At 74.9% G+C, this 12,365-nt stretch carries 10 protein-coding genes; 4 read left to right on the top strand and 6 right to left on the bottom strand.

The genetic code is table 11. From position 1 onward, the window contains the following. The first annotated feature begins 122 nt into the window (after nucleotides 1-122). The 4 genes from WDV06_RS33500 (at nucleotide 123) to WDV06_RS33485 (ending at nucleotide 6,213) form a co-directional block, all read left to right on the top strand. The gene (locus tag WDV06_RS33500; protein WP_395513590.1) at nucleotides 123-1,193 is read left to right on the top strand and encodes an ATP-binding cassette domain-containing protein; all 1,071 of its coding nucleotides are present in this window, start codon (nucleotides 123-125) and stop codon (nucleotides 1,191-1,193) included. After that, a complete protein-coding gene (locus WDV06_RS33495) occupies nucleotides 1,190-2,065 on the top strand; it encodes an ABC transporter permease (RefSeq protein ID WP_395513589.1) in 876 nt (291 codons plus the stop codon). The genes WDV06_RS33500 and WDV06_RS33495 overlap by 4 nt, the downstream gene beginning before the upstream one ends. Nucleotides 2,066-2,314: 249 nt before the next feature. Further along, nucleotides 2,315-5,098: a helix-turn-helix transcriptional regulator gene (locus WDV06_RS33490; protein ID WP_395513588.1), complete on the top strand. Its 2,784-nt coding sequence runs from the start codon at nucleotides 2,315-2,317 to the stop codon at nucleotides 5,096-5,098. A gap of 104 nt (nucleotides 5,099-5,202) precedes the next feature. After that, nucleotides 5,203-6,213, top strand: coding sequence for an alpha/beta fold hydrolase (locus WDV06_RS33485; RefSeq protein ID WP_395513587.1), 1,011 nt, complete (start codon nucleotides 5,203-5,205; stop codon nucleotides 6,211-6,213). Nucleotides 6,214-6,238: 25 nt separating this feature from the next. Here WDV06_RS33485 and WDV06_RS33480 read toward each other — a convergent pair whose 3' ends face one another. From WDV06_RS33480 to WDV06_RS33455, 6 genes are all read right to left on the bottom strand, one after another. Continuing rightward, nucleotides 6,239-8,959: an AAA family ATPase gene (locus WDV06_RS33480; RefSeq protein WP_395513586.1), complete on the bottom strand. Its 2,721-nt coding sequence runs from the start codon at nucleotides 8,957-8,959 to the stop codon at nucleotides 6,239-6,241. A gap of 244 nt (nucleotides 8,960-9,203) precedes the next feature. Next, nucleotides 9,204-9,575 carry a peptidase inhibitor family I36 protein gene (locus tag WDV06_RS33475; RefSeq protein ID WP_395513585.1) on the bottom strand — a complete coding sequence of 124 codons (372 nt, stop codon included), beginning with the start codon at nucleotides 9,573-9,575 and terminating at the stop codon, nucleotides 9,204-9,206. 36 nt (nucleotides 9,576-9,611) lie between these two features. Continuing rightward, entirely contained in the window at nucleotides 9,612-10,031 is a 420-nt protein-coding gene (locus tag WDV06_RS33470; RefSeq protein ID WP_395513584.1) for a peptidase inhibitor family I36 protein, read from the bottom strand. 49 nt (nucleotides 10,032-10,080) lie between these two features. After that, the gene (locus WDV06_RS33465; protein WP_395513583.1) at nucleotides 10,081-10,527 is read right to left on the bottom strand and encodes a peptidase inhibitor family I36 protein; all 447 of its coding nucleotides are present in this window, start codon (nucleotides 10,525-10,527) and stop codon (nucleotides 10,081-10,083) included. 119 nt (nucleotides 10,528-10,646) lie between these two features. After that, complete coding sequence (locus tag WDV06_RS33460; RefSeq protein WP_045952115.1) at nucleotides 10,647-10,859, bottom strand: DUF5988 family protein; 213 nt, start codon at nucleotides 10,857-10,859, stop codon at nucleotides 10,647-10,649. Between the two features lie 49 nt (nucleotides 10,860-10,908). Then, nucleotides 10,909-12,365, bottom strand: a 1,457-nt coding sequence (locus WDV06_RS33455; protein WP_395513582.1) for a cytochrome P450, incomplete at its 5' end; no start/stop codon positions are given.

Below are 12,365 nucleotides of genomic sequence, written 5' to 3'. Positions count from 1 at the left end.
CCCCCCCCCCCCCCCCCCCCCCCCCCCCCCCCCCCCCCCCCCCCCCCCCCCCCCCCCCCCCCCCCCCCCCCCGCCGCCCGCCCGAGTCCGCAGACCACGCACCGCAGACGAGGACACCGCCCATGCAGCCACACGCCCGCGACGACGCCCCCGCCCCGGCCCCCCTCGCGGCCGCCGCCCCCTCGGACCCGGGGACGGCGTACGCCATCAGCACGCGCGGGCTGGCCAAGAGCTACCCGGGCCCGGACGGCACCGCCACCCACGCCGTACGCGGCCTGGACCTGGACGTGCACCAGGGAGAGACCTTCGCCTTCCTCGGCCCCAACGGCGCGGGGAAATCCACCACCATCGCCCTGCTCTGCGCCCTGACCCGGCCCACCGCCGGGCGCGCCACGGTCGCCGGCACCGACGTGCTCGGCCGGCCGGACCGGGTACGACGACAGGTGGGGATGCTCTTCCAGCACAGCGCCCTCGACATGGACCTGACGGCCGAACAGAACCTCCACATCCACGCCCGCCTCTACGGCATGGGCCGCCGCCACGCCCGCCGGCGCGCCACCGAGACACTGGAGGCCGTCGCGCTGGCCGACCGGCGGCGCTCCCCGGTGCGGACCCTCTCCGGCGGCATGCGCCGCCGCCTCGAACTCGCCCGGGGCCTCCTGCACGAACCGCGGATCCTGTTCCTCGACGAGCCGACCACGGGACTCGACCCGCACGCCCGCGCCCAGGTCTGGGAGCACCTGCGCACCCTCCGCGACCGCCAGGGCACCACCCTGTTCGTCACCACCCACTACCTGGGCGAGGCGGAGAACTGCGACCGCCTGGCCATCATCGACGGCGGCCGCCTGGTCGCCCAGGGCACCCCCCGCGCGCTGAAGGCCGCGATCGGTGACGACCGGGTGGTGCTGCGCACCGGGGACGACCCGGCGGCGCGCGAGATCGTACGAGGGGCCGTGCCGCCGCAGACCCGTACGACGCTGGATCGCGAGGGGATCGCCCTGCGCGTGCCCGACGGCGGCTCCTGGATCCCGCGCCTGTGCGCCGCCCTGGCGGACCACGGCATCCCGGTGCACGCGGCCTCCGCGACCCCGCCGACGCTCGACGACGTCTTCTTCCACCACACCGGCCGCAGCATCCGCGGCGCACGCCCCCGGGCGCACGCCACGACGGCGGCCGCCGAGGAGGGGGCGTGACGACATCCGCCCTCCGGGCCCCGGGAGCCCCCGCGGCCGCCGCCGACGTCCCGGAGCCCGCGCCGCTCGACCGCCTGCGCGGCGAACTGCGCGCCGTCCACGCCCTCGTCCACCGCGATCTGCTGCGCCTGGCGCACCAGCGCGTCCACACCGCGCTGATGCTCATCCAGCCGGTGCTCTACCTCTTCGTCCTCGGCGGCGGTCTGGCCGCCCTGATCCCCGAGGCGGCGCTGGGCGTCGGCTACCGGACGTACCTGTTCCCCGGCATGCTGATGATGACGGTGCAGGGTCCGGCGATCATGGTGGGCATCCGGCTGATCACCGACCGGCAGAGCGGCTACCTGCGCGAACTGCTGATGGCACCCGTACGCCGCTCCACCCTCCTGCTGGGCGTCTGCGCCGGAGGCACCGCGGTCGCCGCCGTCCAGGGCGCGGTCCTGCTCACCCTCGCCGGAGCCGTCGGCCTGCCCTACGATCCGCTCCTGCTGGCCCTGCTGCTGGCCGGCATGGTGCTGGCCTCCTTCACCATCACCGCGCTGTCCCTGGCCCTGGCCGTGAGCCTGGCCCGCGCCGAGATGTTCCACATGCTGCTCGGCCTGGTGATGATGCCGCTGCTGTTCCTCTCCGGCGGCTTCTTCCCGCTGGAGAACCTGCCCGGCTGGGCCCGGACCCTGGCCGCCGGGAACCCGCTCGCCTACGGCGTCGACCTGCTGCGCCGCTCCATCGCGGTCCGTGAGCCGCACCACGCGGCCGTGACGGGCGTCGAATGGTTCGGCAGCCGGCCCCCGCTCGCCCTCGAAGCGGGGGTCCTCGTGACGATCGGGGTCCTCGCCCTCCTCTGGGCAGCCCACCGATTCGCCCGCCCCGAATGACCTCCGCCCCGCCACCGGCACACGGATTCCGCACACCCGGGCGCCCCCGCGGCCCGGGAAGACGCGGGGCCCGGGTACCGGCCAGGGTCGGGCACGGGCTCGACGGGCGCCCGGGTACGGGAGGGTGGGCAGCGGGTACCCACCGGTATCCGTGGCACGGAGCAGCCGACCGGCTGCGGGGGATCCGCTGCCGTCACCGCCCCCGCGCCCTCGCGCGGGCGAGCGGCAGCGGCGGGAGACAGGACGGGCATGGAACCGATCAGCGCGGCGTTGGTGGGCCGCGAGGAGGAACGGGCGCGGCTTGAGGCGTTCGTGAAGTCCGCCACCGGACAGGCGCTCGTGCTGCGGGGGGAGGCGGGGGTCGGCAAGAGCGCGCTGCTGGACCACGCTGCCGCGCTGGCCGCGCAGGAGGGCCGTGTCGTCCTCAGGGCCGCCGGAGTCGAGGCGGAGTCCGCCCTGCCCTACGCCGGACTGCACCAGTTCCTCCATCCGCTGCTCGCCGCCACGGCACGCCCGGAAGGCGACGCGAGCCGCGCGGAGTTCGACGCCGCCTTCGGCGGAGCCCCGGGACGGCCGCCCTCCGCCATGGCCCTCGGCATCGCCGTCCTGCGTCTGCTGACGCGGAGCCACGCCCGGCGGCCGCCCCTGCTGGTCCTCGACGACGGGCAGTGGATGGACGACGCCAGCGCCGACGTCTGCGGCTTCGTGGGCCGACGCCTGGCCGGCGGTCCGGTGAAACTGCTGGTCGCGGTCCGCACCGACACGGCCTCGCGCTGGGACACCGCCGCCCTGCCCGAACTGCCGGTGCGGCCCCTGTCCGAGGAGGACGCGGCGCGCCTGCTCGACCGCCGGCACCCGGAGCTGGACCGGCGGCTGCGCCGACTCGTCCTCGCGCAGGCGCAGGGCAACCCCCTGGCCCTGCTGGAGCTGCCCGTCCAACCCACCGGTCGGCCGGGCGGCCTCCCGGACGAGGATTCGGCCGGCCCGCACGGCGTGCCGCTGTCCCGGCGGCTGCAACGGATGTTCGACACCCGTATCGCGTCCCTCGACGAGCGGGTGCGGGCCGAGCTCCTCGCGGGCGCGCTCGACGGCGCCGGAACCCCCGGCCGGGCGGACGCGGTACCCGGCACCCGCTACGTCATGCGCGACGCCGACGCGGCGGTGGCCGCCGGACTGCTGGACATCGCACCGGCCACCGGCGAACTCGTCTTCCGCCACCCGCTCGTACGGTCCGCCGTAGTACAGACGGCCACCGCGGACCAGCGCCGCACCGCCCACCTGGCCCTGGCGCGGCTGCACCGCGGGGACCTGGAACGCCGGGCGGCCCACCTGGCGGCGGCGACGGCCGGCCCCGACGAGGCGGTCGCCGGCATCCTGGAGGCGGCGGCCGCCTCCGCGACCCGGCGCGGCGGCGCGCTGACGGCGGTGACCTGGCTGAGCCGGGCGGCCGAGCTCAGCGAGAGCCCCGACGACCGGTCCCGGCGGCTGGCCGAGGCGGCCTTCGTCGCCGGCCACGCCGCCCGCCCCGGCCACGCGCACCGGCTGGCCCGGAGCGGCCTCGCGCCCGGTGCGGCGCAGCCGCCGGGCGCGGTGCTGGCGGCCGCCTACCAGGCGCTCTACCAGGACGGAGACGTCCGCTCCACCCGGGCGCAGGTATCGGCCGCGATCGAGGGGCTCCGCGACGCCGGCGGCCCGGCCGCCACCCGCACCGAAACCGAGGAGGTACTCCACCGGCTGGTGGTCCTCCTGCTGGCGATCAGCCAGTACAGCGGGGACCGCGCCGTCTGGGAGAGCACCCGCTCACTGCTCGCCTCCACGGGCGGCCCCGCCACCGACCGGGCGCGTCTCTACGGCGACACCTGGAGCGACGTGAACCGGCACGGAGCCGGCCGGGCGGAGCAGCTGCGGCGGGCCGCCGCACGGTTACCGGAAATGGAGCCCTGGGACGCGGCACGGCTGGGCGTGGCCGCGTACCACCTCGACCTCCTCGACACCTGCCGTCCCCACCTCCAGAGGGTCGTGGACCACGAGGTGGAGACCGGGGCCGTGGCCGCCGGCATGGTCATGCTGCACCTGATCATGCTGGACCAGACGGCGGTCGGCGAATGGGACGGGGCGGAGCGGACCGGGCAGCGCGTCCTCGACCTGGCGGTCGGGCACGGCCACCACCTGTTCGCGGCACAGAGCCGCGCCTACCTGGCACACCTCGCGGCCCTGCGCGGCCGCACGGACCGCGCCCGCGACCTGTGCGCCCAGGTGGACGCCTGGGCCCGTCCGCGCGGACTGGGGTTCCTGACGCAGCTCACCGAATCCGCCGCCGCCACCGCCGCGCTGGGCGCCGGCGACCACGAGGCCGCCTACCACCACCTGGCCGCCATCACCCGGCCCGGCGCGTTCCGGCCGTACGCGTACCAGGCGCCGCGCACCCTCCTCGACCTCGTCGAGGCCGCCCGGCACAGCGGGCGTGCCGAGCAGGCCCGGGCGCACGCCCTGGCCGCCCGCGACGCGGGCCTGCCGGACGTCTCGCCCCGCCAGGCCCTGATCACCTACGGCGCGCTGGCGATGACCGCGCGGGACGAGCCGGAGGCCGCCGCGATGTTCGCCCGCGCGCAGGCCCATCCGGACGCCGCCCGCTTCCCGTTCGAACTGGCCCGGATCCGCCTCGCGCACGGGATCCGCCTGTGCCACGCCCAGGGCCGGGACGAGGCCCGTCACCAACTGAATCGTGCGGAAGCGGAGTTCGAGCGGCTGGGCGCGGCCGGCTGGACCGAGAGGACCCGGGCCGCCCTGCGCGCCACCGGGGCCCCGCTCCGCGCCTCGACCGCCCGCGCCGCCTCGCTGACCTGGCAGGAACGCCGCATCGCCGACCTCGCCGCGAGCGGCCTGACGAACAAGGAGATCGGCCGGCGGATGCACCTGTCGCCGCGCACCGTCAGCTCGCACCTGTACCGCGCCTTCCCCAAACTGGGCATCACCACCCGGGCGGCGCTGCGCGACGCACTGACCCGCGGCGAGGCGCTCTCCCGCGCCTGAGGCCCGCCGCGCCCGTGGATGAAAGAGCGTCACATGACTGATGCCGACGGCCGGCTGCCCGTGGAGAGTGGAGAGGGCCAGCAGCCCTCCAGGAAGGAACGGACATGATCGACAGGCGTACCGTCACCCAGGCCATCGGCCTCGGGGTGGCTGCCGCCGCCCTGCCCGTCGGCGCGGGGACGAACGCGGCCGCCGCACCGGGCGGCCGCACCGCCTTCGCCCCGCTGAAGCGGATCCGGGCCGGGTTGCTCGACATCGGCTACGCCGAGACCGGGCCGCCGCACGGCCCCGTGGTCCTGTGCCTGCACGGCTGGCCCTACGACATCCACAGCTTCACCGACGTGGCGCCGCTGCTGTCGGAGGCCGGCTACCGGGTGATCGTTCCGTACCTGCGCGGCCACGGCACCACCGCGTTCCTCTCCCCGAAGACGGTCCGCAACGCGCAGCAATCCGCGGTCGCCCTGGACGTCATCGCCCTGATGGACGCCCTGAAGATCCCCGAAGCGGTCCTCGCAGGCTTCGACTGGGGTTCGCGGACCGCCGGTGTCGTCGCCGCCCTGTGGCCGCAGCGGGTCAAGGCCCTGGTGCCGGTGGGCGGCTACCTCGTCACCCACCTCCCCTCGCAGAGGAACCCGCTGCCGCCGAAGGCCGAGCACACCTGGTGGTACCAGTACTACTTCGCCACCGACCGGGGCCGCACGGCCATGGAGACCAGGCAGAACCGGCACGACCTGTGCCGCCTGGTGTGGGAGGAGGCCTCCCCGACCTGGAACTTCGACGACGCCGCCTTCGAGCGGACCGCCGCCGCGTTCGACAACCCCGACTACGCCGCCATCGTGGTCCACAACTACCGCTGGCGCCTCGGCCTGGCCGACGGCGAACGCCGCTACGACCGCTACGAACGCCTGCTCGCGGCCCGGCCGCCCATCACCGTGCCGTCCCTCGCCCTGGACCCCGCCCTCGACCCCTTCCTGTCCACGACCGACGGCTCGGGGTACCGGCACCTGTTCACCGGTCCGTACGAACACCGCGTCCTGCCCGGCGTCGGCCACAACGCCCCGCAGGAGGCGCCGGCCGAGTTCGCCCGGGCGGTGATGGACGCCGACCGCCTCTGAACCGCGACGACCGGACCGGGCGCCGTCACCGGTCGGCCAGGGCCCCGTCGATCTCGCGGCGCGACGAGACCCCCAGCTTGGCGAAGACCTTGCGCAGGTGCCACTCGACCGTGCGCGGGCTGAGGAAGAGCTGCGCGCCGATCTCCGCGTTCGGGTGCCCGGTGGCCGCGAGCCGGGCGATCCGGGCCTCCTGCGCGGTCAGCACCGGCGGGCCCGGGATCCGTGCGCGAACGGTCTCGCCGGTGGCGAGCAACTCGCGCCGGGCCCGTTCTGCGTACGCCTCCATGCCCATCGCCGAGGCCGCCGAGTGTGCCTCGCGCAGCTCGTCCCGGGCGTCGGACCGCCGGTTGCGGCGGCGCAGCCATTCACCGAGCAGCAGCCGGGTCCGCGCCTCGAACACCCCCAGCCCGCCCCGGGCGAAATGGTCCACGGCCTCCCGGTAGCGGTCCTCGGCCCGCTCCGGCGCTCCGGTCAGGGCGTCGGCGACCGCCTGCGCGCCCAGGGCCCACGGTGTGCCGGCCCGCCCCCAGTCGGCCAGCCGTTCGCGCGCCCGGGCCGCCACGTCCGGACGGCCGGCCCGGGTCGCGGCCTCCACCAGCTCGCAGTCCGTCCAGTGGTGCACGACGAGGTCCTGGTACTCCCCGCCCCGCAGCGCCGCCTCCACGGCCAGGGCGTAGTTGCCCAGACCGTTGTGCAGCACGGACCGCGCGCACGCGGCCATGCCGGTCAGGCGGCCCAGACCGCGCCGTTCGCCCTCCCTCTCCATGGCCCCGATCAGCTCCAGCGCCGGCCTCTCCCGCCCCTGGTAGGCGCTGAGCAGGGCCGTCGAGACCATGTTCGTCGCCACCCCCGCCGCATCACCGGCGGCGGGTGCTTCGGCCAGCAGGTCCCGCGCCTCCTCGAAACGCCCGGCGTAGCACAGCGAGGCCGCCCGGTAGGGGAGCGCCGTCGAGAGGACCGACAGCGCACCCGTCGTCCGGGCGAAGCGCACCGCCCGGCCGGTGATGTCCAGCCAGGCCCGGAGGTCGCCCAGCTCCACGGCCGCGTTGGCGGCCGGCCACAGGACGGCGAGGTCCTCGTCACGGGTGAGCGAGCGCAGCGCCCGCGCCAGGAGTGGGAACGCGGCGGTCGGTCCGTCCTCGGTCCAGGTGACCAGGGCCCGGAGGAAGACCCCCGCCGTCTCGTCCCCGGGCGGCAGTTCCCGTGCCGCCGCCGCGGCCCGCCGCAGCCCGCTCCCGTCGTACCGGCCGGCCCAGATGGCCGCGCCGAACGCCGCGAGACAGGTCTCCCGCGCGGCGGCCCGGTCGAGGTGCATAAGACGGCCCGCGGCGTCGAGCAGCGGCTGCACGGCGCCGAGCCCCGGCTCGGTCATCGCCGACGCCTTCGCCCGCAGCCGGCTGGCGTGGGCCGACTGCAGCGGATCCAGCGGCCCCAGTTCCGCGGCGGCCAGCAGGTCGGGCACCCGGGCCGGCACGGCCGCCGCGAGGTGGGCCGCCGCGGCCGCCAGCGCCCGCCGCGCCCGCTGTTTCGGGTCGGGGGTGAGCGCCGCGGCGCGTTCCAGGAAGGCGGCCGCCGCGGCCCGCCCGCCGCGCGCCAGCGCCCGGTCGGCGGAAAGCTCCAGCTCGGCGGCCACCTCCTCGTCCGGCCCGACCGCGGCGTGGGCCCGGTGCCACGCGCGCCGGTCGGGGGCTTGCCCGGCGTCGGTGGCCTCGGCCAGTGCCCGGTGCGCCGCCCGCAGCGAGGCCGCGTCCGCACCGCGCCAGACGGCCGAACGCACCAGGGGGTGGCGGAACCGCACCGGCGCCCCCAGCGTGATCAGGTCCGCCGTCTCAGCCGCCGCCCCGGCCTCGGCCCCGATGCCGAGCAGACGCAGCGCACGCCACAGCAGCGGTGCGTCACCGACGGGTTCGACCGCCGCGACCAGCAGCAGGGCGCGGGTGTCGGCCGGCAGGGCATCGACCCGCCGCCGGAAGCCCTCCTCGACCTGGGAAGCCAGCGGACCCGCGCCGGGCCGCGCGAAGCCGAACGCCAGCTCCACCGGTGACAGGTCACGGGGCAGCTCCAGCAGGGCGAGGGGGTTCCCGCCGGTCTCGGCGACGATCCGGTCCCGCACGCGGGCGTCGACCGGCGCCACGAGCGCCCCGTCGAGCAGGGCCCGGGCATCGGCGTCGGCCAGCCCCCGCAGGGTGAGGTCCGGCAGGCCGGCGAAGGCCTCCGACCCCTCCCCGCCGGCGGCCCGTTCGGCGAACACCAGCGCCACCGACTCGGCGTCCAGCCGGCGCCCGACGAACGCCAGGATCCGCTGGGACATCAGGTCCAGGCACTGCGCGTCGTCGACCAGGCACACCAGCGGTGACGCGGCCGCGGCCTCGGCGAACAGCCCGAGGACCGCGAGCCCGACCAGCAGCATCTCGGGCGGGTGCCCCGCGCTCAGGCCGAACGCCACCCGCAGGGCGTCCTGTTGAACCGGCGGCAGGCGGTCGAGGTGGGAAAGCAGAGGGGCGCACAGGCGTTGCAGGGCCGAGTAGGCGAAGTCGGACTCGGCTTCGACCCCGGCCGCGTGGACCGTCTGCGACGGTGCGGCCCGCTCGGCCAGATGGGCGAGCAGCGCCGACTTGCCGACACCGGCCTCGCCGCGCAGCACCAGCACCCGGCTGCGCCCGTCCCGCACGTCGCGCAACAGCTGTTCCAGCAGCTCCAGTTCGCGGGCCCGCCCGAGGAGCCGGCGTGTCGCGTGGTGGGGCATGGGACCTCCGGGCAGGGCTTCCTCCCGGAGGAGCTCCACCCCATCCTACGGAGTTCCCGCCCGGCTGACCTGCATGGATTCGGTCAGACCGAGGAGCGGCCCTCGGCCCGGGCACACGGAGCGGGGTCCGCCGTCCCGGGCGCGCACCCGGGACGACGGACCCCTCAGCCGACGGCCGTCCGGCTGTGCCTCAGCAGTACGTGAAGGAGCTGATCCTGTCGTTGATCCACGACGGGACGGAGGGCTACTTCTCCCAGGGGCCGATCCTGAACTGCAGTCCGCCGTAGTTGTTGTGCTCGTAGAAGCAGATCGCGCTCCCCGTGTTGTTCACCACGGACGAGGTGATGTCCTGCATGCCCGTCCACAGTGCGCCGTCCCGCTGCAGCTTCCCCAGGTCGCCCACGTTCTGGTTCGAGGCGATCGCACCGAACTTGGATCCGCTGGTGGCGCCGACGAAGTCGTTCTCGGACCACAGGCAGACATGACTGCCCGGGCACGCTCCGGCGCCCTGCCCGATACCGAGGAGCACGGAGGCGCCGGCGGAGGTCGCCGCGGTCATGACCAGCCCGGCGACGGTGGCGGCACTGACGGCGAGCCGCGCCGTCTTCCTGCGCAATGTCATCATCATCCGTTCAGATGGAGGAGGAGCGGGTCAGCAGTACGTGAAGGAGCTGATCTTGTCGTTGATCCATCCCGGTACGGACGCCCACTGCTCGTGGGGCCCCGTCCTGAACTCAAGCCCGCCGTACCAGTTGTTCTCGTAGAAGCAGATCGCGCTCCCCGTGTTGTTCACCACCGACGACGTGACGTCCTGCATGCCCTTGTCACCGGTGGAGGTACGCGCCAGCTTGCCCATGTCGCCGACGTTCTGGTTCGAGGCGAAGGAGCCGAACTTGTGGTCGTAGACGAACTTCCCCTGGATGAAATTGCCTTCCGACCACAGGCATACGTAATTGTTGGGGCACGACCCGGCCCCGTGGCCGATGTCGAAGACGCTTGCGGCGCTCGCGGACGTGGCGGTGGCCACCAGCAGCCCGGCGGCGGCGACCGCGGCGAGCCCGAGCGTCCTCATCCTGCTTTTCACAAACACGGGTCCCTCTTCAGTTGGAGTAGGAGCGGGGTCAGCAGTACTTGAAGGAGCTGATCCTGTCGTTGATCCACCCCGGCACGGATGCCCACTGCTCGCGGGGACCGATCCTGAACTCCAGGCCGCCGTAGTTGTTGTGCTCGTAGAAGCAGATGCCGCTGCCGGTGTTGTTCACGACCGAGGAGGCGGAATCCTGCATGCCCTTCCAGCGGAAGAGCTTGCTCTCGAAGACGAACTTCCCCATGTCCGAAACGTTCTGGTCCGAGCCCACGGCCCCGAAGTCGTATCCGCCCGCGGGATTTCCGCGGACGAAGTTGCTCTCGCTCCACAGGCACACCCAGTTGGCCGGGCACTTGCCGGATCCGGTCTGGATGTCGGTGAGCACGTAGGCGCTCGCGCTCGTCGCCGTGGCGACGACCGCCGCGGTCAGCGTGGCGGCGCCCACGGCGAGCCTCATCGCCGTCCTGCGCGCGTTCCTCATGTCTTCCCTGCCCTCATCGCTGTCAGTGGTGTCGCCCCGCGGCCTCGGCTCGCGGGGCAACACCACTGTGCCGCCGGGGGCACGCGGACGGCTTCAGTCATCCGACTGCTCTTGGACGGTCAGCCCGGCAGCTCGGTGCGCTCCCACCACTCGTACACCGGCAGCCGCCCCTCCGCCGTGTCCTGCGTGCGCTCGGTGCGCCTGAAGTGCTCGTAGCCGCCCCGGAAGAGCAGCTTCACGTCCGCACCCGCCTCGGGCTGGGCGACGACGCGTTCCGTGAGGTCCGCAGGCCCGCCCTCCAGGACGGCCTTCGCGGTGTCGGAGTCGTTCATGGTGCAGAGCGTAGCCAGCCCGTCCCCGGTTTCCGTGGTGGTGCGGCCGTCAGACCGTGGTGTCGCTGAAGGGGCACCGGCCGCCGGGGGGTGTCCCCGGACGGTCCGCGGGGGCCGGCGTCCCGGCGGGACGCGGGCGGCGGCCGGGCGGGTGGTCGGTGATGTCGAGCGTGAGCCTGTGCGGTTGGAGGATGGTGCGGGTGCTGAAGACAGGCGTGGTGCCCGGGGTACGGGTGATCTGATAGCTGCTGGTGAGGGTGGCGGTGGTGATGGTCATCGCGGTGGTGGCGAAATGGGTTCCCAGGCAGGTGCGCGGTCCGCCACCGAAGGGCATGAACGCGTACTTGGGCAGGGCCGCGGCGGGGGAGCGGCCGGTCCAGCGGCCGGGACGGAACACGGCCGGCTCGTCGTAGTGGCGGGGGTCCCGCTGGAGGACGAAGGGGCTGACGGCGACGCGCTGCCCGGGGCGCAGCCGGTATCCGGCGAGTTCGGCGGGTTCTTCGACGGTCCTTTCGATCAGCCACAGGGGCGGGTACAGCCGGAGCGTCTCCTTCACGACGGATTCCGTGACGGCCAGGCGAGGGACGTCCATGGCGGTCGGAAGGCGGCCCCCGAGTTCGCGTTCGGCCTCGTCCCGTACCTGCCGGCGGATGCGGGGGTGCTGGTCGAGGAGGAGGAACAGCCAGGCGAGGGCCGCGGCGGTCGTCTCGTGGGCGGCGAACAGGTTGGCGACGATGATGCTCGTGGCTCCTTCATGGGTGATGGCGCCCTCGTCACGGGCGGTGTTGAGGAGGTCCGCCACCACCTGCGGGGAGCCGTCCCGGTGTGTCGCGCGCCGGCTGCGGATCAGGCGGGACACCTCGGCCGCCAGGTCGCGGTTGACGCGGCGCAGGCGCCGCGCGCGCAGGACGTGCCAGCGGGCGGGCAGGGGCAGTACGGGGGGCAGGAGCGCGTCCTGCAGCCGCGCCAGGAGGGCGGGAACCCCGCCGGTGTCCGGCCCCAGACAGAACTCGGCGATGAGGTGTGCGCTGAGGTCCTCCAGTGCGGGAATCGCCTCGACCGTGCCGCGCGCCCGCCAGGCCTGTGCGTGCCAGGCGACGGTGGCGGCGAGGCGGTCCTCGGCGGCGCGCATGCTGGTGCGGTTCAGGCCGCGTCCCGCCAGGCTGCGGGCCCGCATCCACAGGGCCAGGTCTTCGGAGGCGCGGCCTCCGTCGGTCTCCTCGCCCAGCAGGTCGCGGCTGATGGCGTACGTGGTGTTGGTGTGCTTGAAGACCTCCTCCGCGAGGGCCGGCGCATTCGCGAGGTACAGGCCGTCGTCGACGCGGACGAGGTCGCCGTACTGCTGCTGGTGCAGCAGGAAGCCGAGCGGGTCGCTTTCGAAGGCGCGTCGGTTGCCGTGCCGCCCGGGGGGGGGGGGGGGGGGGGGGGGGGGGGGGCGGGCGGGCGGGGGGGGGGGCCGGGGCGGCCGGGGGGGGGGGGGGGGTGGGTGGTGGGCTCCGGCTGTGG

Origin of the sequence: Streptomyces racemochromogenes (assembly GCF_044129415.1) — a bacterium.
GTDB classification, from domain to species: Bacteria; Actinomycetota; Actinomycetes; order Streptomycetales; family Streptomycetaceae; genus Streptomyces; species Streptomyces racemochromogenes_A.
This window is presented reverse-complemented; position numbering and strand designations above follow the sequence as displayed.

Coding starts and splice junctions, on each gene's coding strand:
- WDV06_RS33480 (WP_395513586.1), bottom strand. CDS start 8,959: ATGCCCCACCACGCGACACGCCGGCTCCTCGGGCGGGCCCGCGAACTG.
- WDV06_RS33485 (WP_395513587.1), top strand. CDS start 5,203: ATGATCGACAGGCGTACCGTCACCCAGGCCATCGGCCTCGGGGTGGCT.
- WDV06_RS33490 (WP_395513588.1), top strand. CDS start 2,315: ATGGAACCGATCAGCGCGGCGTTGGTGGGCCGCGAGGAGGAACGGGCG.
- WDV06_RS33460 (WP_045952115.1), bottom strand. CDS start 10,859: ATGAACGACTCCGACACCGCGAAGGCCGTCCTGGAGGGCGGGCCTGCG.
- WDV06_RS33500 (WP_395513590.1), top strand. CDS start 123: ATGCAGCCACACGCCCGCGACGACGCCCCCGCCCCGGCCCCCCTCGCG.
- WDV06_RS33465 (WP_395513583.1), bottom strand. CDS start 10,527: ATGAGGAACGCGCGCAGGACGGCGATGAGGCTCGCCGTGGGCGCCGCC.
- WDV06_RS33470 (WP_395513584.1), bottom strand. CDS start 10,031: ATGAGGACGCTCGGGCTCGCCGCGGTCGCCGCCGCCGGGCTGCTGGTG.